Here is a 22,268-nt window from a genome sequence, read left to right on the forward strand (position 1 = left end):
CTGATTATTTAGCCACCTCAGGCGGCAGTGGTTTCTCCTGTACCCCTACAGTGAGAAATAAGCTAAAATAATCTCACCCTTACAGAGTGAGAAAATTAAGCCTATGAACAACACTTGGTGGCAGGAATTTATTCGTTTTTTCCTGCAAGGAATAACACTAAACCGATTGATTTATATGCTTATTATCTTGATAATCTTAATAATTATTACACCAGCACAGATAAAAGAATGGATAAATTTTTACAATCCTGAAATTATTCCAAGTTATTGGATGTTCTACATTCTATTATTTTGTGTTAGCTATGTTATAGCTTCCATTCTCGGTGCTACCTACAATTTTATAAAGCCTTTTTATTACTCACTGTTAAATTGGATATATAAGCGTAAAGCCGAAAAATATATAGACCAATTAACGGATGATGAGAAAGACTTTATTTGTCTGTTTTTAGATTTGAAGCGACCAGTAAATAAATTCAATAGGAATAACCCGTTGATGGAAAAATTAGTTCAAAAAGGGATCATGATTGATTTGGGCACATTACTATCAGCAAGATAAAAATCAGTATAAAATTAATGAGTATTATTTGTATTAATCTTGACTTAATCTGACAATTCTGATTTAAAAAAGAGCGTTACCGGTTTTAATTAACATCATTAGATAATTAAATAAAAGGTAATTCTATGTATCAAACATAAAGTCGGGTTACTTAACCTCGCTGAAGAGCTTAATAACGTCTCAAAAGCCTGTAAGATTATGGGGGTATCCCGAGATACGTTTTATCGCTACCAGGAACTTGTTAACGATGGTGGGATAGACGCTTTAATTAATCAAAATCGACGGGTGCCTAACGTAAAAAATAGAGTAGATGAACAGATTGAAAGCGCTGTAGTTGAGTATGCGATTGAATACCCTGCACACGGTCAACACCGCAGTAGTAATGAACTAAGAAAAAAAGGCATTTTTGTTTCGGGGAGTGGCGTTCGCTCTATTTGGCTGCGCCATAATCTCGAAAATTTTACAAAACGCCTAAAAGCGCTTGAAGATAAAATCGCAACAGAAGGAATTATCCTGTCAGAATCACAAATCAGAGCTCTAGAAAAGAAAGCGCAAGATGATGAAGCCTGTGGTGAGATTGAAACAGCGCATCCAGGTTATCTGGGTTCACAAGATACTTTTTATGTCGGTCATTTAAAAGGCGTTGGTCGTGTTTATCAACAAACTTACATTGATACTTACAGTAAAGTCGTTCATTGTAAGCTTTGCACAACAAAAAGCGTGTTGCTTAATAGTGAAATAAGGGTATTTCGGTGATTGAAGTAAATTTTAGGCTGTTCTGAGATGGAAATTCCAAAGACCGGCACTAAGGAGTAAAAAGGTATCATCAATAAAGGGTCTACGATTCCGTAAAATTTGGGTCATACAACCGAGGCGCTTGATACCCGCGATGGCGTGTGTTCAACCGTAATACGGATGCCCGAGATTATTTTATTTTCTTGTTTTTGTTCAGGCGATAAAGGTCTTTTTCGAGTTCCTTTTTTTGGGATTTGTGTATTAGGATGCTGTTTATCTATACCTTGAAAACCGGTATCGGCCCAGATGGTTACCTCAGGGGGAATATGGCGAATTATATCGACTTTATCGAGTAAGCGTTTATCGTGACGGCGCCCATTTTTGATCATGGGGATAAATCCAATTTTCCTCGTTTCGTCAGTCATAATAAGCCCTTTTCGAGTGGTCTGTCTTTTCTTTCCCGAATACATTTTTTTTCGCCGACGCAGATTCTTAGGCTTTTGGACAGGTCGCTCTGTCCCATCAATAAAGACGTCTTTAACTCCAGGAAAGGCGCGAAAAAATTCCTCAGCAGAGCGAATTTGACGAGCGGGCAAAACACATTCTCGCCCCAAGGTCATCTCTAAAACCGGCAATAATATTTTTACCCAGCGACATACCCGTGTTCTATCTAAACCAAAAAGAAGTCCTTGCAAATCATAGGTCGGATAACATTTTAAATACAATAAAATAAAAAGCAGTTTATCTAATGGGGTTGGGATAAATCCTTTCTGCCCTGCACCCATCTGCCGCTCGTGATCTTTTCGATTCTTTTTCCGATAAATCAAATAACAAGCTGAAAATTCAGCGGCTAAATTTTTCAATTCTTCGACTGATAATCCAATAAGCGTGTTGCTTAATAGTGAAATAAGGGTATTTCGGTGATTGAAGTAAATTTTAGGCTGTTCTGAGATGGAAATTCCAAAGACCGGCACTAAGGAGTAAAAAGGTATCATCAATAAAGGGTCTACGATTCCGTAAAATTTGGGTCATACAACCGAGGCGCTTGATACCCGCGATGGCGTGTTCAACCGTAATACGGATGCCCGAGATTATTTTATTTTCTTGTTTTTGTTCAGGCGATAAAGGTCTTTTTCGAGTTCCTTTTTTTGGGATTTGTGTATTAGGATGCTGTTTATCTATACCTTGAAAACCGGTATCGGCCCAGATGGTTACCTCAGGGGGAATATGGCGAATTATATCGACTTTATCGAGTAAGCGTTTATCGTGACGGCGCCCATTTTTGATCATGGGGATAAATCCAATTTTCCTCGTTTCGTCAGTCATAATAAGCCCTTTTCGAGTGGTCTGTCTTTTCTTTCCCGAATACATTTTTTTTCGCCGACGCAGATTCTTAGGCTTTTGGACAGGTCGCTCTGTCCCATCAATAAAGACGTCTTTAACTCCAGGAAAGGCGCGAAAAAATTCCTCAGCAGAGCGAATTTGACGAGCGGGCAAAACACATTCTCGCCCCAAGGTCATCTCTAAAACCGGCAATAATATTTTTACCCAGCGACATACCCGTGTTCTATCTAAACCAAAAAGAAGTCCTTGCAAATCATAGGTCGGATAACATTTTAAATACAATAAAATAAAAAGCAGTTTATCTAATGGGGTTGGGATAAATCCTTTCTGCCCTGCACCCATCTGCCGCTCGTGATCTTTTCGATTCTTTTTCCGATAAATCAAATAACAAGCTGAAAATTCAGCGGCTAAATTTTTCAATTCTTCGACTGATAATCCAATGATTGCTTTACATAAACGATTATCTCGTAACAACCGCTCTTTGTTGATCATTTCAAACCGTTATTTTCTAAGTTAAACCTCTTTTTATTGTCTATAGCGTGACAAAAAATGCAAGTCTCTATTCAGCAACTATTTTAATGATTGCTTTACATAAACGATTATCTCGTAACAACCGCTCTTTGTTGATCATTTCAAACCGTTATTTTCTAAGTTAAACCTCTTTATTATTGTCTATAGCGTGACAAAAAATGCAACTCTCTATTCAGCAACTATTTTAATGAACGACTTTACTGTAAGTATCAATGTAAGTTTGTTGATAAACACGACCAACGCCTTTTAAATGACCGACATAAAAAGTATCTTGTGAACCCAGATAACCTGGATGCGCTGTTTCAATCTCACCACAGGCTTCATCATCTTGCGCTTTCTTTTCTAGAGCACTGATTTGTGATTCTGACAGGATAATTCCTTCTGTTGCGATTTTATCTTCAAGCGCTTTTAGGCGTTTTGTAAAATTATCGAGATTATGGCGCAGCTAAATAGAGCGAACGCTACTCCCCGAAACAAAAATGCCTTTTTTTCTTAGTTCATTACTACTGCGGTGTTGACCGTGTGCAGGGTATTCAATCGCATACTCAACTACAGCGCTTTCAATCTGTTCATCTACTCTATTTTTTACGTTAGGCACCCGTCGATTTTGATTAATTAAAGCGTCTATCTGTAGTGGTCAACTAAAATTGGCCACCCTACCTGACTGTTCACGGAACAGTCGCTCTGATTCGTTTGGCGTTAATCCACCGTTATACCAGTGAGGTCTTATATCGCTATATAGCTAGGCGACTTAATTTTGATTACAAGGTGTGTTATGAGTTATACAATTGATTTTCGACGTAAAGTAATATCTGTAAGGAAAGCCGAAGGTTTAACAATTCGAGAAACTGCGAAACAATTCCGTATTGGAAAAGCGTCTTTAGTACGTTGGCTTAAACGACCAGAGCCAAAAAATTCAACGCCACGTAAGAGGAAGCTCGATAAAAATGCTTTAGCAAAAGATGTGGAACAGTATCCAGATGCTTACCAAAAGGAACGGGCAGAGCGATTCGGTGTTTGTAAAAAGACTATTTGGCAATCCCTTAAAAAGCTGGGATTAACCTATAAAAAAAACTCTATTCCATCCAAAAACCAACGAAAGCGACAGGCTGGCACATCAGCAAAAAAGACAACAGTATGAAAAAAAAGATAAATCTGTTGTTTTTATTGATGAAAGTGGTTTTTCACATGACACTCCACGAACTCACGGCTATTCCCCAAAAGGTCACCGTTGTTTTGGCCTGAAAAACTGGGGTGCTAAGGGAAGAACAAATGTTATTGGCGCTTTATTGGGAACAACCCTTTTTGCTATCGGATTATTTGATTGCAATATTAATCGTGATGTTTTTTATGTTTGGATCACAAAAATATTGCTCCCAGAACTTCCTGAAAATTCTGTTATTTTTATGGACAACGCTAGCTTTCACAAAGGTAAGAATATTGAACAGGCAATTATAAACGCAGGACACCAGATAGAATATTTGCCTGTGTATTCACCAGATTTAAATCCTATAGAACATAAATGGTCTCAAGCTAAACGTAAAAAGATGGAAACAGGATGCACTATCGATGACCTGTTTTTAATACATATGCTGTAATCAAAATTAAGTCGCCTAGCTATAGTAGTGGGTTATGTAGCGAATAATGGCTGACTGAGCAGTACTAAAGCTTTGGTAGCCAGTCGTTGGCACCCATTCGGTCTTCAGACTACGGAAGAATCGTTCCATCGGACTATTATCCCAACAATTCCCTCTGCGACTGATACTTTGGGTCATCTGATAACGCCACAATGCCTGCCTATACTGACGACTGGTATAATGACTTCCCTGATCACTATGGAACATCACCTGTTTGGGATGCCCACGTAGTTCCCAAGCCATTTGTAGTGCTTTGGCGGTTAATTCTGAGTCTGGTGCAAATGACATTGCCCAGCCCACCGGTTTTCGGGCAAACAAATCCAATACCACAGCCAGATAGGCCCATCGTGAGCCTGTCCAAATATAGGTTACATCGCCGCACCAAACCTGGTCAGGCTTTGTAACAGCGAACTGCCTATTGAGCAGATTTGGAATATCAATACGTTCATTTCCACCGCGGTTGTATTTATGTTTTCGCTCTTGGCAACTGACGATGATTAATTCTTTCATCAACTTACCCGCTAGCCACCGCCCAAGTTTCACGTTGTGTGTATTGGTAACCATCGTGGCGATAGTCCTTGCGCCAGCAGAGCCGCCACTAACGTTCCACGCTTCGCTGACTAGGCTACGTTTTATCGTCCGCTCAATATCTAGCTCCTTAGGCCGACACCAATAGCGATAACTGCTTCGGTGAACATTAAAAATACGACACAAAGTTTTCACCGGATAAAGCACTCTTAGCTTTTCAACTACCGAAAATTTTTCAGTGAGTCGGACATTAAGAGCGCAGTAGCCTTTTTTAAGATGTCATTCTCCATTTCCAGCCGGTGGATTTTTTTCTTCATTTCTCTGAACTCAATTTGTTCAGGTGTTAATGGCAGACCAGGCGATGTTTTCCCTTGACGTTCTAAACGAAGGGCTCTTACCCACCGGCTAATCGCTGAAAGACTGACGTTCATGCCTTTCGCGGCTTCCTGGTAGGTGTAATTTTGGTCAAGGACTAATTTGGCGGTTTCACATTTAAATTCAGCAGTAATTATTTTACTCATTTCGGCACCTATAAAAATTATGAGGTAAGCATATCACCTCAACTTAGGTGGCCAAATTTAGTATGCCACTACACTTGTCTCTTATGTGGGAAAAAATTACTTTTCGCAGGAATGAATTTTGGATTGAATCGTAAAGAACTTATGACACGTCACCATGATCTGGCTTGTTTGCGGTGGCGATAAAAACTCACGACAGGGTAGATCTATCCTTTTGTTCAAAATTGATCAATAATTAATCGTTTTTTAACCGTCTATTCCGTTCCTTATCTCAACCTTCAACATAATTTTGGCAAAATTTAGAAGAAAATAAAAAGGATTCCATCATGGCGCAGGTTAATGAGTAACCATTTCGGGTATTAATTTCTTATACATGAACTAAGCACGAGTTTCGCACCAATAAAAAAACGCTCTATTTTTAAGTTTAATTCAGCATAATATATAAATAGACAAAATCTTATAAATTAAAAGCAACTTATTGTAATTTAAACAAATTTATACGTTTTAGTAACTTGCAAATTAACCATTGCTTTTAAGCCATTTCTGAAATTTTATATTCCTGTGCGAAACCCGTGACATATAGAGTCCTAACAATTCCTTATGCCCTGTGTAGATTGCCTTAATGTTTTATCTTGTAATGAATGGCATCGAGCCAGACAAAAGGGTAGAGCGCCTCCAGAGGGCGTTGTTGCCAGGCTTTTAATTCAGGGAGTAATTTGTCAGTAATATGCGTAATAGCTCCATCTGATATTTCCAGTCCATATAATTCTGCAACATGTTTTTGAATATCACGATAACTCATGCCTAATGCAAATAACGATAGGATTTTGTTATCAATATTCTCTGATAATTTTGTCTGATTTTTCTTAATGAGCTGAGGCTCAAAAGCACCTGACCTGTCTTTGGGCGTTTTCAGTTCAAATTGACCTGATGTCGATTTAACCGTTTTTCGAGTATAGCCATTTTTACGCGTATCGATTGACGTTGTCGATAGGTAGTGTTCTATTTCTGCCTGCAGGGCAGCTTCGGTCAGCTGTTTTATGAGTGGTGTGAGTATTCCATCCGTACCGAGTAAATTTTTACCTGATTGTAATTGCTTCAACGCTTCATCAAAATTAACTGATTGATTTCTCATATGTCATACCTCTTTTTTTTTAAGTTTAAGATATGACACAGATTTTTGAACACTACCAATGATGACACTGGTTGTTTTGTTTCATCAACTCCGATTCAGACAATTCAAGGTATTTTATCTCTATTATGTCCGTTTATATCTCAGGAAGGAATTTCCTAACTTGCCATCATATTCACGCTGCGTAGAGTTACTTCCGCGCAGTGCCTTAGCTTTAACGGCACTGTTTGAGTCAATTAAGGGAAAGTGCACGGGTCTGTCGGTTGCCGATTCTATTCCGATAGCTGTGTGTGATAACTTACGGATCCGCCGGCATAAAGTCTTCGATGGAATAGCTGAACGAGGAAAAACCTCAACAGGTTGGTTCTTTGGTTTCAAACTTCATGTAATTATCAATCATTTGGGGGAAATACTCAGTTTTCGACTTACACCAGGAAACACAGATGATCGGAAACCATTACTTGAGCTGATAAAAGATCTTTCTGGTTATTTGTATGCGGATAAAGGGTATTTATCGGCTTCACTGAAACAGCAACTGAAAACAATGGGAATTAACCTTATAACGAATATCAAGAAGAAAATGAAGCCTGTTGAACAGACTTGTTTCGACAAAGCCATCTTGCGTCATCGTTCTGTCATTGAAACGGTATTTGATGAGTTAAAAAATCTTTGTCAGATAGCGCATACGCGGCACCGCTCTCCTGCTAACTTTGTAGTGAATTTATTAGCCAGGCTGGTTGCATATTGTTTAATTCCATCTAAACCAAAGATACCGGTGGCAGGAACATCTCTTCAAGCATAATTGATAATGCTTATCCCGAACTCAGGTTGTATTAGCCCCTTTACGGGTAGCGCAATCCACTTGGCCGGATGAAGCGCTTAAATGGAACCACCTGCATAATATTGAAGTGCAACCCATCATTGGCACCGCCAAAGCACGGATGGCTGCACTCAAAAATACCCATGCCAGTGTATTTACTGTCAATTATGACAATCTCGTCTGGTTGGTTGATATCCTTGGGGACAGTTGGCCTTTCGGCACAATTATCGCCGCGATGAGAGCACCCGATTAAAATTATTCCGGTTACGCAAAGGCGGTAAACGCACCGCAGCACTCGCCAAAATGGCCCATAAATTTTATTCATCGCTGGGTGAATTTGACAGGTACGCCTTCACCCAATGGCCTAATGGACTTATGGGGGCAAGCGTGGTTTGTTGACCAAGGCGAACGAATTGTGGTATTGAACGTTGTCAGGCTCGCACGAGCCGAGCGCAAAGAAATCATATTTTTCTCGCGATTTCTGCGTGGTTTGAACAACTTAAACGCCGTATATCTGAAAAAATAACCCTTTATCAACAAAATTGGGACGTAATCAAAAATGCCATTACTGAGCACATCCGTATTTTATTAGCGTACCCAAATTAGTTTTGTGCGAAACTCGTGTATAAAATAGAATAAATTGGTTGTATTTATATTCACAAATAAAATATGTTAAATTAAATATATTAATAAATAAGTTATTAATTATAGAAATATTCATCTGTTGTAAAATAGACATGTTAATAAACAATAAATCACGAGTTTCGCAATCTCCAAAAAAGAAGTATAAAGTTCAAAACAAGAAAAAATTAGGGTGTTCATATTTTGTCCGGTTATCCATGCATTAAAAATATCTATAAAACATCCTTACAAGTAAGCAGTGTAAGATACTCTGGTTTGGCGTTATCAGAAGTAAGCCCATCGCCTTTATCTCATGACACTATTAGTCGATGGCTAAAAGTAGATGTTTTCGAGCTAAAGACCTATGGCGATTAGTTCAACCTTCTATAGACAAAAAAAGTCCTTGCGTACTAATTGCCGATGATACATTGATTGCCAAAACACGTAGTAAAAAAATAAAGATGGTCCATTATCAATATTCAGGTAATGAACATGATGTTATTGCTGGCATAGGTTTAGTTAATTTACTTTGGTATAATCTAACAACTGTTGAATCAATTCCTATTGATTATCGTATTTATGATAAAGATTCTGATGGAAAAACAAAAAACACGCACTTTTCCGAAATGCTCGCTCTTGCTAAAAAAAGAGGGATCATACCAGAAGCGGTAGTGATGGATGCCTGGTATTCTAGCCTGGATAATCTGAAATCAATTCGCTCTCATGGTTGGGGCTGGGTAACCACGCTGAGGAAAAACAGGATTGTTAACCATAACAAACAACTGAACAAGTTAGACATCTCAGAAGAAGGAACTCCAATACACTTACGAGGCTACGCTTGGGTGACTGTTTTCAAATTTACAGCCAAAAACGGCCGTATTGATTACAGAGTAACAAACAAAGACAATCCCACCCGTCAATACGTCAAATCTATCATGGATGCCCGTTGGTCTGTTGAAGTTTATCATTGAGAAGTTAAATAAAATTGTGGTATTGAACGCTGTCAGGCTCGCACGAGCCGAGCGCAAAGAAATCATATTTTTCTCGCAATTTCTGCGTGGTTTGAACAACATAAACGTCGTATATCTGAAAAAATAACCCTTTATCAACAAAATTGGGACGTAATCAAAAATGCCATTACTGAGCACATCCGTGTTTTATTAGCGTACCTAAATTAGTTTTGTGCGAAACTCGTGTAAATAAAAATTAGCCCGCCTTAACGGGCAATCTATTGAAAAAAAGTAAATTAGTAAAATTTATTAATTTAATAAAGAAGGCGTGTCCGGATCGTACCAGGTAAAGATTTTAGTTTTTGTAATAAACTTTTTGCCGTCGTTGCCGGTTGTGATGTAATATCAATCACAACATAACCAATATTGCCGGTGGTTTGCAAATATTGTGCCGCTATATTAATCTCGTCTTCCATAAAGATCTGATTAATACGATTTAACATCCCCTGACGATTTTCATGAATATGTAATAAACGATTAGTATCGTCAGTATGGATAGGTAATGAAACTTCAGGGAAATTGACCGCCGATAAAGTAGAGCCATTATCAGAATATTTTGCTAACTTATTAGCCACTTCAGAACCAATATTTTCCTGTGCTTCTTGCGTTGAGCCACCAATATGAGGGGTTAAAATAACATTATCAAAACCTATTAACGGTGAGCTGAAAGGATCACCATTACTGGCTGGTTCTTTAGGAAATACATCAATTGCAGCACCTGAGATATGCTGACTTTTTAATGCCTCAGCTAAGGCAGGGATATCAACTACGCTACCACGTGAAGCATTGATCAAAATCGCGCCGGGTTTCATCAAGGTTAGTTGTTCCTTGGCAAACATATTCTTAGTACTCGCTGTTTCAGGAACATGTAAGCTAACTACATCACCCATATTGAGTAATTCGGTCATAGTAGGAACTTGGCAAGCATTACCTAGCGGTAACTTATTTTCAATATCATAGAAATAAACATTCATTCCAATATTTTCAGCTAAGATACCTAATTGGGTACCAATATGACCATAACCAATGATACCTAATTTCTTACCCCGTGCTTCATAGCTTCCTTTGGCTTGTTTATTCCATATTCCACGATGGGCTTTCATGCTCGCTTCTGGAATACGACGTAAAAGCAACAGTAATTCGCCAAGTACCATTTCTGCCACAGAGCGTGTATTGGAAAATGGCGCATTGAAAACTGGAATGCCCCGCTTAGCCGCAGATTGAATATCAACTTGATTGGTGCCAATGCAAAAGCAACCGACTGCAATCAATTTTTCAGCCACGACTAAAACCTGTTCGCTAAGATAGGTACGGGAACGAATACCGATAAAGTGGACATCAGGGATCACTGCGATTAATTCTTCTGTTGATAATGCACCTTCATGATATTCAATATTGTCATAGCCTGCTGCCCGCAAATTATTAATTGCACTTTGATGCACACCCTCTAAAAGCAAAAATTTAATTTTCTGTTTTTGTAAAGATACATTAACCATTTACCCCATCCTATCATTAAGATTACGGCTATCACCTATTTTGTTCATACAAACATAACAAAAATTTTCCCAGTAGCAATACTATCATTTACCCAAGCAACGAAATAAATCTCAACCAAAACGCTATAACGAACAAAAAGAAAATTTAAGAGGCAAAAATAAGATTTTTATCATACACGAGTTTCGCACAGGCATATAAAATTCCAGAAATGGCTTAAAAGCAATGGTTAATTTGTAAGTTACTAAAACGTATAAATTTGTTTAAATTACAATAAGTTGCTTTTAATTTATAAGGTTTTTTCTATTTATATATTATGCTGAATTAAACTTAAAAATAGAGCGTTTTTTTATTGGTGAGAAACTCGTGTCATACTAAATCAATTATTATGATATAACTCACTAAATTTGATAGTAAAAAAATATAAATTTAATCGAGGCAATAAGTACTACCTTAATAACCGATCAGCGCTTTAAAAACCACCAAATAATTAGCTTTTAGCTGTTAATTTGTTCACTCCAGCTGGCTTTGCCAGCAAAATAATATCTGCTGGGCGATTGGCAAATAACCCTACCGTTACTACGCCGGCAATCGCATTAATTTTATTTTCAAGGTAGATCGGATCGAGGATCTTTAAATTGTGAACATCAAGAATGACATTGCCATTATCAGTAACCACATTTTGCCGATATTCTGGCATGCCTCCTAACCTTACCAATTGACGAGCGACATAAGCGCGCGCCATCGGAATCACTTCAACGGGTAATGGAAATTTACCTAAAATATCAACTTGCTTAGATTTATCAGCTATAGCGATAAATTGCTTAGCCATTGCAGCGATGACTTTTTCACGCGTCAAAGCAGCGCCACCCCCTTTGATCATCATTAGATCTGGATTAAATTCATCAGCACTATCAATATAAATATCAACACCATCCACATCATTACTATCAAGAATAGGAATGGCTAACGCGGTTAATTTGTCCGTAGAAGCAACAGAACTTGAGACTGCACCTTTAATTAAATGCTTTTGTGTCGCTAAGCCATCAATAAAATGCGCAACGGTAGAGCCTGTTCCAACACCAACCACCATATCGGGTTTGATATATTCCAAAGCAGCCCAGCCGACCATTTTTTTTAATTCATCCTGTGTCATAATTAGTTGCCTTATTATTTCTTATTGCTAAAACCTACTAATTAATTAGTATAACGGAATTTCCCCAGCTATCGATTGGAAAAATATTGCATAGTAAGATATAGAATAACATCTGAATTGAATTTTAAAGAGATTTTTTCGTGATTAAACGCCCTGACTATCGAGCACTACAAGCATTGGATACTGTGATCCGTGAACGCGGCTTTGAGCGCGCTGCGCAAAAGTTATGTATCACTCAATCTGCCGTTTCCCAACGAATTAAGCAGCTTGAGAACCTATTTGGTCAGCCATTATTAGTGAGGACGATCCCTCCTCAACCAACTGAGCAAGGGCAAAAACTACTCGCGCTATTACATCAAGTGGAATTACTAGAAGAGCAATGGCTTAGTGACGAAAGTAATGGCACAACTCCGTTGTTGCTATCAGTGGCAGTCAATGCTGATAGTTTAGCAACTTGGTTCCTGCCGGCTCTTAATCCAGTACTACATGACAGTCCTATTCGCCTTAATATTCAAGTCGAAGATGAAACCCGGACTCAAGAGCTTTTACGTAGAGGAGAGGTCGTTGGCGCGATTAGTATTCAACCAGAGCCTTTACCTGGCTGCCTGGTAGATAAACTGGGTGCACTGGATTATTTATTCGTTTCCTCACCTACTTTTGCTGAGCGTTATTTCCCTACTGGGGTAACAAAAGTCTCACTGTTAAGAGCACCAGCTGTCGCTTTTGATCATCTAGATGATATGCATCAAGCTTTTGTGCAACAGAATTTTAACCTATCTCCGGGTAGTGTACCTTGCCATATTGTGAATTCATCAGAGGCATTTGTTCAACTTGCTAAGCAAGGCTCAACCTGTTGTATGATCCCACATTTACAAATTATTAATGAATTAAATTCAGGTGAACTAGTCGACCTTACGCCCGGATTATGTCAGCATAGAATGCTATATTGGCACCGCTTTTCGCCTGAAAGTAGGACAATGAGAAAGGTGACTGACGCCCTGGTAAAAAGTGGACGCCAGATATTAAAACAAGCAGATAATGATAATGTGGCAAATAACAATTAACGTTTCAAATCAAAAACAACGTCAACTTGATCGGTAAAATCAATACTCTGTTGTTCATAAGTTTTATTGCTATCACTGGCAGAGGCAGCCACCATTTGGTTCATAGCCTTCATTCTTGGCATTGGATAAGGTGTTGCATCAGGTGCTCGATAATTAATACTATAAACTTTTCCTAGTTTAACATTAAATCCTGCCGCTAACGCTTCTGCTTGCGCTTTAGCATTGTCAATTGCTTTATTACGAGCTTTGTCACGATAGTGTTTAGGATCCTTAACACCAAATTGCACCGAATTAATTTCATTTAAACCAGCTGCTAGCGCACCATCCAATAAAGTATTCAATTGATTTAGTTTATATAGTTTAACTTCTACTGAACGTTCTGCAGTATAACCGACTATTTTAGATTTTTCGGCGCTTTTATCATATTCATATTTCGGTTGAGTCGTGATATTTGCCGCATTGATATCGCTACTTTCTATCCCTTTATCCTTGAGAAAGTCAAAATATTGCTTAACACGTGCGTCAACCGCCGTTTTAGCTGAGGCAGCATTTTTTTCAGTTACAGCAACATTAATTAGTAAAGTGACCATATCTGGTGTGGCTTTAATCGTTGCATTACCTGATGTCACGATATGTGGCCTATTAGGTAAGGAGTTAGATTGAGCAAGTAATGGTAATGAACTGACTGACATCATCGCTAAAAATATAATCGAACTAAGCTTCACGAGACCTCCTGCACATAATTAATCAACTCTAGATAGACTATTTGCTAGCCAATAATCGTTTATTCTTAACATAATAGAATATTAAAAAGCATAATGGGAAGATTAATCATAATGAATAATTTTAATCAACGCTAACTAATGCAAGTTTAAATAGAGAGATAGTTTATTTGTGATAGTTCAGACTTAATCTGACAGTTACCGGTTATTTATACAGTACCTGTCAGGTTAAATTTGATTTAAATCTTTCTCTCTCCAAAGTTGTTTTCCATCGTGTAAAGTTGCCATAGGAGTTCGACCGCAACACATTTTTCCTTGATGAGTGCGTTGGTTATTATATTCCGCTAACCATTTATCTAAATCAGCTTGTAATTCATTTAAAGCCCTATAGATTTTCTTACGAAAAGCCACCTGATAGAACTCTTGTAATACAGTTTTATGAAAGCGTTCACAAATCCCATTAGTTTGAGGTGAACGAGCTTTAGTTTTTGTATGATCAATATCATTGATAGCGAGATAAAGTTGATAATCGTGATGTTCAACTTTACCACAATACTCACTGCCTCTGTCCGTCAGTATACGTAACACCGGTAACCCATGCTGGGAATAAAAAGGGAGAACCTTGTCATTTAATAAATCTGCCGCCGTTATCGCGCTTTTTGTTGTGTAAAGCTTACAATGAACGACTTTACTGTAAGTATCAATGTAAGTTTGTTGATAAACACGACCAACGCCTTTTAAATGACCGACATAAAAAGTATCTTGTGAACCCAGATAACCTGGATGCGCTGTTTCAATCTCACCACAGGCTTCATCATCTTGCGCTTTCTTTTCTAGAGCACTGATTTGTGATTCTGACAGGATAATTCCTTCTGTTGCGATTTTATCTTCAAGCGCTTTTAGGCGTTTTGTAAAATTTTCGAGATTATGGCGCAGCCAAATAGAGCGAACGCCACTCCCCGAAACAAAAATGCCTTTTTTTCTTAGTTCATTACTACTGCGGTGTTGACCGTGTGCAGGGTATTCAATCGCATACTCGACTACAGCGCTTTCAATCTGTTCATCTACTCTATTTTTTACGTTAGGCACCCGTCGATTTTGATTAATTAAAGCGTCTATCCCACCATCGTTAACAAGTTCCTGGTAGCGATAAAACGTATCTCGGGATACCCCCATAATCTTACAGGCTTTTGAGACGTTATTAAGCTCTTCAGCGAGGTTAAGTAACCCGACTTTATGTTTGATGATAGGATTATTTGTTTGATACATAGAATTACCTTTTATTTAATTATCTAATGATGTTAATTAAAACCGGTAACGCTCTTTTTTAAATCAGAATTGTCGGATTAAGTTAAGACTAATACACATTATTCGCTACATAACCCACTACTATAGCGATATAAGACCTCACTGGTATAACGGTGGATTAACGCCAAACGAATCAGAGCGACTGTTCCGTGAACAGTCAGGTAGGGTGGCCAATTTTAGTTGACCACTACACAAGATGATGAAGCCTGTGGTGAGATTGAAACAGCGCATCCAGGTTATCTGGGTTCACAAGATACTTTTTATGTCGGTCATTTAAAAGGCGTTGGTCGTGTTTATCAACAAACTTACATTGATACTTACGTAAAGTCGTTCATTGTAAGCTTTACACAACAAAAAGCGCGATAACGGCGGCAGATTTATTAAATGACAAGGTTCTCCTTTTTTATTCCCAGCATGGGTTACCGGTGTTACGTATACTGACGGACAGAGGCAGTGAGTATTGTGGTAAAGTTGAACATCACGATTATCAACTTTATCTCGCTATCAATGATATTGATCACAAAAAAACTAAAGCTCGTTCACCTCAAACTAATGGGATTTGTGAACGCTTTCATAAAACTGTATTACAAGAGTTCTATCAGGTGGCTTTTCGTAAGAAAATCTATAGGGCTTTAAATGAATTACAAGCTGATTTAGATAAATGGTTAGCGGAATATAATAACCAACGCACTCATCAAGGAAAAATGTGTTGCGGTCGAACTCCTATGGCAACTTTACACGATGGAAAACAACTTTGGAGAGAGAAAGATTTAAATCAAATTTAACCTGACAGGTACTGTATAAATAACCGGCAACTGTCAGCTCAAGTCTGAGCTACTGCAAATTTTTCTCGTTTAATCATCACTCTGACGGCTTCATCTGTATTACCGATCAACTCGGCAAATTTTTCTATCGTTACCACGTCAACGGGATATTGCCCTGTATAGTCACTATTAATCATTCGTGCCTCATGTGTTTCAGACCGCTGTAGACCGTTCCTGACTCTTTAAACATAAAAATAGAGCTTGCTTAACACAGGGTACATTTGCCGCGATTTATCCAGTTTGTCTGGTTTTAGAGGCATTTGTAGATCAATAAAGATTCTATAACGCAGACCTTTAATGAGAATATAATCTATCATCTGGAACCTTGCCAAATGAAAATGTCTCAAAAGATTAAAGCCATTAGAAAAGCAGAGGGGTTAACACAGATAAAATTCTGTAAAATTAGCGGGATAGCATTAAGTTCGTTAAAAAATTATGAAGGAGGACACGCGGAGCCAGGTCTTCAACCCATACTCCAAATTACAAATACAAGTCTTTTTGAAAAATACACCATGTGGCTAATGACCGACAAAGTAGCTCCAGCAGCCGAACAAATAGCACCAGCTCTCACACATTGTGGAATCGATGGCGGGGAAGCACAAAAGCAGACAAAAAAAACGGGGGCGGATTCGGATGTGAGATCATCCTACTACGCAAAGAAAACTTGATAAATATACAAGGTGAGTTTGATAATTGATTGGTAAATCAGGATACTTTTTGGGAGCTCCTGCTCAAAGCAACGATATGCTCCCACAAGATAAAAGTAGTTAGACAATAATATAATTTATTGTTTTATATAATGATTCATATTTAGACTAGAGGCAAGCTAGCTTCTTGCCTCATAGTTTATCTAGTTCACTATCTGAAAGACCGGTATAGCGCTTAATATTTGTGCGATCAATACCATCAGACAGAAGTTGCTTCGCTAGTTGGCGGGTAGCTTCTTGACGACCTTTTTCTAGGCCCTTCTCTATACCTTGCTGCAATCCCTCATTAACCCCATCTTGTCGGCCTAGCTGGTAGCTTGCCTAGCTGAATCCCTTGTTGGATACCCCTAGCCTAGCCTTTAGCCTCAAGCTGTTCTGCAATCGTCATAAAATCCTCCCGATAAGTCGGTGCTTTTTCAGCAAGGGTACGTATGAATGCCTCGCCGTCAATCGTATTTCCTGCTCGAGCAATATAATATAATAAACTCTTGCATTGTTCTTTGGAATACTGCCATTTTTCTGTTAGAGTAGCTAACTCTACGGCAAGTTCCAACATATCTCGCGTTCGGATGTGCTTTTGTACCAGTTGCAGGAGTGCTACTCGGCGGTGTGTCAGGATCTCCTTATCCGGTATCGTGGTAATATCAACTAGCGGGAATGCTTGCCTATAAACTGATTCTGCCAGTTCAGGGTCAGCAAAACAATCGAGCCATTGAGTACTGTACGGATAGGGCGACGTGGTGCCGTGATAGAAAAGCAGAGGAATAACCACTGGCAATGTGTCGTTGCCTTGTTCAAGGTGCCGCTGCATGGCTGCTACACTGTACCGTAGGAGCCTAAATGCCATTAGCTTTTCTGGCCTGCTCTGGTGTTCGACTAATGTGTATATAGCCTTTTCCCGCATTCGTCTGCACAGAGTACAGCATATCTGAACATTGTGTGCGCAAATCGTCTTCGATAAAGCCACCTGACTCCATCGCAAGAGTGTTGAAATCGCAACGCTCCCGAAGATGAGGAGGCAAATGCACTTCCAGAAAGTCCCGAGCTACGGCGATATCGCCTAGGAACTTTTTGAAGAGTGAATCATGTTGGGATAGTGAAGATTTTGTCATGGGTGTATTATACCGCGTTAAGGGGATAGTCTACCATTGAAATTACTGAACCTCTAATAAGCCAGATCGCTTCTGATGGATGTCACCAACAGCTATCTAGCATTGACGGAGTTTTTAACTTAGTAAACTGTTGATTGTTGAATGATTTTAGCTGCATAATGCACACAAGCAAATAATTATATCTAAATATAACTATGTGTGGTTACTATGACTGCTGGCGGGCATTTCATCTTTGCTTTAGCAAACGCTATTTTTGCGAAAAAATTGGCGTTATCACCAGCATTAGCTCAAGGGAACTGGGGGCATATCATTATTGGCGGAATATTAACCTGCCTGCTACCAGACATCGATCACCCCAAGTCTTTTTTAGGCCAACGATTAAAATGGCTTTCGATACCCATTGCCAAAGTGTTCGGTCATAGAGGTATTACTCACAGTTTTCTGGCTATTGTAGGGTGCAGCATATTTCTTTCTTCAGACTTGTTGTCACGAATTATCATTCCGATACCGGTAGATTTTGTCCATGCCATGGTCGTTGGTTATATTAGCCACGTTGTAGCTGATATGTTAACACCAGCAGGAATACCGTTACTATGGCCATATCGTCGACGTTTCTGTATGCCAATATTGAACCCCAGTAAATATCCTAAGTGGGAACGAATATTTTGTGTATTGGTACTGGTATGTGCTGTTCTGTATCCCTTTGACATATTAATAAGTAATAAATTATTGATTACTGATTCTATACAGAATATATGGCAATGGGCACGTAACAATTTGATTTAAAATCGATTTTTACATAAGATATTGCTTCTAAGTGATCAAATTCATATTTATGAATACTAACAAATCTGAGTCACAGATTGATATCAATTACATAGCCTCAAGTTGAATATTGCGGGTTTCGCGAGCAAACAGATAAACGATAGAACCGATAAAAAAAATAAACGCAAATATGAGGAAAGGTACGAACACGACATCTTCAGAAAAATTTTTGCCATCGATGAGACCGCCGAGAAAAACAGGACCAACAATTTTAGCGGTAGCACCTACACTATAACCGAATCCAAGACAGGTCGAGCGTACCTGATTAGAAAACATTTCTCCACCAAATGCATTGATAATTCCAAATGCACCATCGCCAAACATCATAGCAAATAAGAGTGCCAACAAAGAAAATCCAGCCTGAAGATATCATATTCAAATTTAAAAAATGCACGATTGGGCTGATCTGTATAGACAATGCTGCAATCATACATCCAAAAGCACCAATAAGACAGAATAAAAAGAGAGTTCGACATCTTCCAAGATAATCGGAAAGCCATGCTGAAAATAATCGGCCAACTAAATCCCCTAAAGAAAGTATCATGAATAAATTTGCCACAACATTAAATTGCATTAGTCTTAACTTAATCTGACAATTCTGATTTAAAAAAGAGCGTTACCGGTTTTAATTAACATCATTAGATAATTAAATAAAAGGTAATTCTATGTATCAAACAAATAATCCTATCATCAAACATAAAGTCGGGTTACTTAACCTCGCTGAAGAGCTTAATAACGTCTCAAAAGCCTGTAAGATTATGGGGGTATCCCGAGATACGTTTTATCGCTATGTAGTGGCATACTAAATTTGGCCACCTAAGTTGAGGTGATATGCTTACCTCATAATTTTTATAGGTGCCGAAATGAGTAAAATAATTACTGCTGAATTTAAATGTGAAACCGCCAAATTAGTCCTTGACCAAAATTACACCTACCAGGAAGCCGCGAAAGGCATGAACGTCAGTCTTTCAGCGATTAGCCGGTGGGTAAGAGCCCTTCGTTTAGAACGTCAAGGGAAAACATCGCCTGGTCTGCCATTAACACCTGAACAAATTGAGTTCAGAGAAATGAAGAAAAAATCCACCGGCTGGAAATGGAGAATGACATCTTAAAAAAGGCTACTGCACTCTTAATATCCGAATCACTGAAAAATTTTCGGTAGTTGAAAAGCTAAGAGTGCTTTATCCGGTGAAAACTTTGTGTCGTATTTTTAATGTTCACCGAAGCAGTTATCGCTATTGGTGTCGGCCTAAGGAGCCAGATATTGAGCGGACGATAAAACGTAGCCTAGTCAGCGAAGCGTGGAACGTTAGTGGCGGCTCTGCTGGCGCAAGGACTATCGCCACGATGGTTACCAATACACACAACGTGAAACTTGGGCGGTGGTTAGCGGGTAAGTTGATGAAAGAATTAATCATCGTCAGTTGCCAAGAGCGAAAACATAAATACAACCGCGGTGGAAATGAACGTATTGATATTCCAAATCTGCTCAATAGGCAGTTCGCTGTTACAAAGCCTGACCAGGTTTGGTGCAGCGATGTAACCTATATTTGGACAGGCTCACGATGGGCCTATCTGGCTGTGGTATAGCTAGGCGACTTAATTTTGATTACAAGGTGTGTTATGAGTTATACAATTGATTTTCGACGTAAAGTAATATCTGTAAGGAAAGCCGAAGGTTTAACAATTCGAGAAACTGCGAAACAATTCCGTATTGGAAAAGCGTCTTTAGTACGTTGGCTTAAACGACCAGAGCCAAAAAATTCAACGCCACGTAAGAGGAAGCTCGATAAAAATGCTTTAGCAAAAGATGTGGAACAGTATCCAGATGCTTACCAAAAGGAACGGGCAGAGCGATTCGGTGTTTGTAAAAAGACTATTTGGCAATCCCTTAAAAAGCTGGGATTAACCTATAAAAAAAAACTCTATTCCATCCAAAAACCAACGAAAGCGACAGGCTGGCACATCAGCAAAAAAGACAACAGTATGAAAAAAAAGATAAATCTGTTGTTTTTATTGATGAAAGTGGTTTTTCACATGACACTCCACGAACTCACGGCTATTCCCCAAAAGGTCACCGTTGTTTTGGCCTGAAAAACTGGGGTGCTAAGGGAAGAACAAATGTTATTGGCGCTTTATTGGGAACAACCCTTTTTGCTATCGGATTATTTGATTGCAATATTAACCGTGATGTTTTTTATGTTTGGATCACAAAAATATTGCTCCCAGAACTTCCTGAAAATTCTGTTATTTTTATGGACAACGCTAGCTTTCACAAAGGTAAGAATATTGAACAGGCAATTATAAACGCAGGACACCAGATAGAATATTTGCCTGTGTATTCACCAGATTTAAATCCTATAGAACATAAATGGTCTCAAGCTAAACGTAAAAAGATGGAAACAGGATGCACTATCGATGACCTGTTTTTAATACATATGCTGTAATCAAAATTAAGTCGCCTAGCTATATTGGATTTGTTTGCCCGAAAACCGGTGTGCTGGGCAATGTCATTTGCACCAGACTCAGAATTAACCGCCAAAGCACTACAAATGGCTTGGGAACTACGTGGGCATCCCAAACAGGTGATGTTCCATAGTGATCAGGGAAGTCATTATACCAGTCGTCAGTATAGGCAGGCATTGTGGCGTTATCAGATGACCCAAAGTATCAGTCGCAGAGGGAATTGTTGGGATAATAGTCCGATGGAACGATTCTTCCGTAGTCTGAAGACCGAATGGGTGCCAACGACTGGCTACCAAAGCTTTAGTACTGCTCAGTCAGCCATTATTCGCTACATAACCCCACTACTATAGCGATATAAGACCTCACTGGTATAACGGTGGATTAACGCCAAACGAATCAGAGCGACTGTTCCGTGAACAGTCAGGTAGGGTGGCCAATTTTAGTTGACCACTACACCACCGATGGGCATAAGGAATTGTTAGGACTCTATATGTCTGAAACAGAAGGAGCACATCATTGGCTGAGCGTTCTGACTGACTTACATAACCGTGGTTACAAGATATTTTAATCGCTTGTGTTGACGGATTAAAAGGGTTTCCAGAAGCGATAGCCAGTATTTTCCCGCAGACAGAAGTTCAGCTATGCGTAGTTCATCAAATTCGCAATAGCTTACGTTATAGCCAGTAAAGACCAAAAGCCTTTATGGCTGATTTAAAGCCGGTTTATCGTGCAGATACTAAAGCGGCTGCTGAGCTTGCCCTTGATGAACTGGAAACGAAATGGGGTGAAAAATACCCGATAGTGCTAGAATCCTGGCGAAGTAAATGGGAGTTGCTCAGTGCTTATTTTCGATACCCTAAAGCCATTAGAAAACCCATTTATACGACCAATGCAGTAGAGGCGGTTCATCGGCAGTTTAGGACATTAACTAAAACCAAAGGGGCTTTTCCTAATGAAAACAGCTTATTAAAATTACTCTATATTGGCATCAATCAGGTATCCAACAAATGGACTATGCCGATTAGTAACTGGGCGTTAACCATTGCTCAATTGTCCATCTATTTTAAAGGGCGTCTAGATGGTATAATCAAAATATAAAATCCCCTGACACAGAATTATGTGTATTAGTCTTAACTTAATCCGACAATTCTGATTTAA

At 38.9% G+C, this 22,268-nt stretch carries 15 protein-coding genes and 16 pseudogenes; 19 read left to right on the forward strand and 12 right to left on the reverse strand.

Translation table 11 applies throughout. The features are described 5' to 3' along the window. Window positions 1-103 precede the first annotated feature (103 nt). Window positions 104-556, forward strand: coding sequence for a super-infection exclusion protein B (locus AYJ55_RS16500; protein WP_063657300.1), 453 nt, complete (start codon window positions 104-106; stop codon window positions 554-556). 120 nt (window positions 557-676) lie between these two features. Beyond that, window positions 677-1,297, forward strand: a pseudogene (locus AYJ55_RS16505) (helix-turn-helix domain-containing protein); the annotation flags it as partial. A gap of 119 nt (window positions 1,298-1,416) precedes the next feature. Here AYJ55_RS16505 and AYJ55_RS16510 read toward each other — a convergent pair. The 3 genes and pseudogenes from AYJ55_RS16510 to AYJ55_RS29440 form a co-directional block, all read right to left on the reverse strand. Further along, window positions 1,417-2,265, reverse strand: a complete 849-nt coding sequence (locus AYJ55_RS16510) for a transposase family protein (protein ID WP_187153294.1) — start codon at window positions 2,263-2,265, stop codon at window positions 1,417-1,419. After that, entirely contained in the window at window positions 2,228-3,127 is a 900-nt protein-coding gene (locus AYJ55_RS16515; RefSeq protein ID WP_063653812.1) for a transposase family protein, read from the reverse strand. Before AYJ55_RS16515 ends, AYJ55_RS16510 begins: the two co-directional genes overlap by 38 nt. A 232-nt stretch (window positions 3,128-3,359) precedes the next feature. Continuing rightward, window positions 3,360-3,794, reverse strand: a pseudogene (locus AYJ55_RS29440) (transposase family protein); the annotation flags it as partial. Between the two features lie 147 nt (window positions 3,795-3,941). Here AYJ55_RS29440 and AYJ55_RS16520 point away from each other — a divergent pair. After that, the gene (locus AYJ55_RS16520) at window positions 3,942-4,307 is read left to right on the forward strand and encodes an IS630 transposase-related protein (RefSeq protein ID WP_063653415.1); all 366 of its coding nucleotides are present in this window, start codon (window positions 3,942-3,944) and stop codon (window positions 4,305-4,307) included. Continuing rightward, window positions 4,276-4,764 carry an IS630 family transposase gene (locus AYJ55_RS16525; RefSeq protein ID WP_063653499.1) on the forward strand — a complete coding sequence of 163 codons (489 nt, stop codon included), beginning with the start codon at window positions 4,276-4,278 and terminating at the stop codon, window positions 4,762-4,764. Before AYJ55_RS16520 ends, AYJ55_RS16525 begins: the two co-directional genes overlap by 32 nt. 18 nt (window positions 4,765-4,782) lie before the next feature. Here the strand turns inward: AYJ55_RS16525 and AYJ55_RS33425 are convergent. Together AYJ55_RS33425 and AYJ55_RS16540 are read right to left on the reverse strand one after the other, a co-directional pair. Continuing rightward, window positions 4,783-5,852, reverse strand: a pseudogene (locus tag AYJ55_RS33425) (IS3 family transposase); the annotation flags it as partial. A gap of 570 nt (window positions 5,853-6,422) precedes the next feature. Next, window positions 6,423-6,984: pseudogene (locus AYJ55_RS16540) on the reverse strand (transposase); the annotation flags it as partial. A 58-nt stretch (window positions 6,985-7,042) separates the two neighbouring features. Between AYJ55_RS16540 and AYJ55_RS16545 the strand changes: the two are divergent. The 4 pseudogenes from AYJ55_RS16545 to AYJ55_RS16555 all read left to right on the forward strand — a co-directional run. Next, window positions 7,043-7,783: pseudogene (locus AYJ55_RS16545) on the forward strand (IS982 family transposase); the annotation flags it as partial. 13 nt (window positions 7,784-7,796) lie between these two features. Then, a pseudogene (locus tag AYJ55_RS29450) lies at window positions 7,797-8,216 on the forward strand (SNF2-related protein); the annotation flags it as partial. After that, window positions 8,207-8,407, forward strand: a pseudogene (locus AYJ55_RS36205) (IS701 family transposase); the annotation flags it as partial. The pseudogenes AYJ55_RS29450 and AYJ55_RS36205, both read left to right, overlap by 10 nt. Window positions 8,408-8,626: 219 nt before the next feature. Further along, window positions 8,627-9,600, forward strand: a pseudogene (locus AYJ55_RS16555) (IS701 family transposase). A gap of 86 nt (window positions 9,601-9,686) precedes the next feature. Here AYJ55_RS16555 and serA read toward each other — a convergent pair. After that, window positions 9,687-10,928, reverse strand: coding sequence for a phosphoglycerate dehydrogenase (gene serA, locus AYJ55_RS16560; RefSeq protein ID WP_063657306.1), 1,242 nt, complete (start codon window positions 10,926-10,928; stop codon window positions 9,687-9,689). A 488-nt stretch (window positions 10,929-11,416) separates the two neighbouring features. Further along, window positions 11,417-12,082, reverse strand: coding sequence for a ribose-5-phosphate isomerase RpiA (rpiA, locus tag AYJ55_RS16565; RefSeq protein ID WP_063657307.1), 666 nt, complete (start codon window positions 12,080-12,082; stop codon window positions 11,417-11,419). Window positions 12,083-12,225: 143 nt separating this feature from the next. On the opposite strand from rpiA, the gene AYJ55_RS16570 reads away from it, so the two are divergent. Then, entirely contained in the window at window positions 12,226-13,146 is a 921-nt protein-coding gene (locus tag AYJ55_RS16570) for a LysR family transcriptional regulator ArgP (RefSeq protein WP_063657435.1), read from the forward strand. Here the strand turns inward: AYJ55_RS16570 and AYJ55_RS16575 are convergent. Further along, window positions 13,143-13,871: an oxidative stress defense protein gene (locus tag AYJ55_RS16575; RefSeq protein ID WP_063657308.1), complete on the reverse strand. Its 729-nt coding sequence runs from the start codon at window positions 13,869-13,871 to the stop codon at window positions 13,143-13,145. The genes AYJ55_RS16570 and AYJ55_RS16575 overlap by 4 nt on opposite strands. 225 nt (window positions 13,872-14,096) lie before the next feature. Further along, window positions 14,097-15,137, reverse strand: a complete 1,041-nt coding sequence (locus AYJ55_RS16580) for an IS481 family transposase (RefSeq protein WP_063654070.1) — start codon at window positions 15,135-15,137, stop codon at window positions 14,097-14,099. A gap of 97 nt (window positions 15,138-15,234) precedes the next feature. Here AYJ55_RS16580 and AYJ55_RS29455 point away from each other — a divergent pair. Together AYJ55_RS29455 and AYJ55_RS16585 are read left to right on the forward strand one after the other, a co-directional pair. Then, window positions 15,235-15,360: pseudogene (locus AYJ55_RS29455) on the forward strand (IS3 family transposase); the annotation flags it as partial. Window positions 15,361-15,371: 11 nt separating this feature from the next. Continuing rightward, window positions 15,372-15,961 (forward strand): annotated as a pseudogene (locus tag AYJ55_RS16585) (integrase core domain-containing protein); the annotation flags it as partial. A gap of 38 nt (window positions 15,962-15,999) precedes the next feature. On the opposite strand, the gene AYJ55_RS29460 reads toward AYJ55_RS16585, so the two are convergent. Then, on the reverse strand, window positions 16,000-16,137 hold the full coding sequence (locus tag AYJ55_RS29460; protein WP_162505646.1) for a Cox family DNA-binding protein: 138 nt from the start codon (window positions 16,135-16,137) through the stop codon (window positions 16,000-16,002). Window positions 16,138-16,332: 195 nt separating this feature from the next. Between AYJ55_RS29460 and AYJ55_RS16590 the strand changes: the two genes are divergently transcribed. Then, entirely contained in the window at window positions 16,333-16,668 is a 336-nt protein-coding gene (locus tag AYJ55_RS16590; protein ID WP_063657309.1) for a helix-turn-helix domain-containing protein, read from the forward strand. 171 nt (window positions 16,669-16,839) lie between these two features. Here AYJ55_RS16590 and AYJ55_RS16595 read toward each other — a convergent pair. Then, window positions 16,840-17,819 (reverse strand): annotated as a pseudogene (locus tag AYJ55_RS16595) (Rpn family recombination-promoting nuclease/putative transposase). A gap of 207 nt (window positions 17,820-18,026) precedes the next feature. Between AYJ55_RS16595 and AYJ55_RS16600 the strand changes: the two are divergent. After that, window positions 18,027-18,605: a metal-dependent hydrolase gene (locus AYJ55_RS16600; RefSeq protein ID WP_063657310.1), complete on the forward strand. Its 579-nt coding sequence runs from the start codon at window positions 18,027-18,029 to the stop codon at window positions 18,603-18,605. Window positions 18,606-18,692: 87 nt separating this feature from the next. Here AYJ55_RS16600 and AYJ55_RS33430 read toward each other — a convergent pair whose 3' ends face one another. Next, window positions 18,693-18,992, reverse strand: a complete 300-nt coding sequence (locus AYJ55_RS33430; RefSeq protein WP_245677399.1) for a hypothetical protein — start codon at window positions 18,990-18,992, stop codon at window positions 18,693-18,695. A 317-nt stretch (window positions 18,993-19,309) separates the two neighbouring features. Here AYJ55_RS33430 and AYJ55_RS26635 point away from each other — a divergent pair. The 6 genes and pseudogenes from AYJ55_RS26635 to AYJ55_RS16630 form a co-directional block, all read left to right on the forward strand. Beyond that, a pseudogene (locus AYJ55_RS26635) lies at window positions 19,310-19,435 on the forward strand (helix-turn-helix domain-containing protein); the annotation flags it as partial. Window positions 19,436-19,507: 72 nt separating this feature from the next. Continuing rightward, window positions 19,508-20,231, forward strand: a pseudogene (locus tag AYJ55_RS33435) (IS3 family transposase); the annotation flags it as partial. Window positions 20,232-20,267: 36 nt separating this feature from the next. After that, window positions 20,268-20,585, forward strand: a pseudogene (locus tag AYJ55_RS33440) (IS630 transposase-related protein); the annotation flags it as partial. 17 nt (window positions 20,586-20,602) lie between these two features. Then, window positions 20,603-21,091 (forward strand): IS630 family transposase, encoded by a 489-nt coding sequence (locus tag AYJ55_RS26645; RefSeq protein WP_063653499.1) that lies wholly within the window; start codon window positions 20,603-20,605, stop codon window positions 21,089-21,091. Window positions 21,092-21,112: 21 nt separating this feature from the next. Next, a pseudogene (locus AYJ55_RS16625) lies at window positions 21,113-21,557 on the forward strand (IS3 family transposase); the annotation flags it as partial. 43 nt (window positions 21,558-21,600) lie between these two features. After that, a pseudogene (locus tag AYJ55_RS16630) lies at window positions 21,601-22,208 on the forward strand (IS256 family transposase). Window positions 22,209-22,268: the final 60 nt, after the last annotated feature.

This window comes from Candidatus Arsenophonus triatominarum, from assembly GCF_001640365.1.
GTDB classification, from domain to species: domain Bacteria; phylum Pseudomonadota; class Gammaproteobacteria; order Enterobacterales; family Enterobacteriaceae; genus Arsenophonus; species Arsenophonus triatominarum.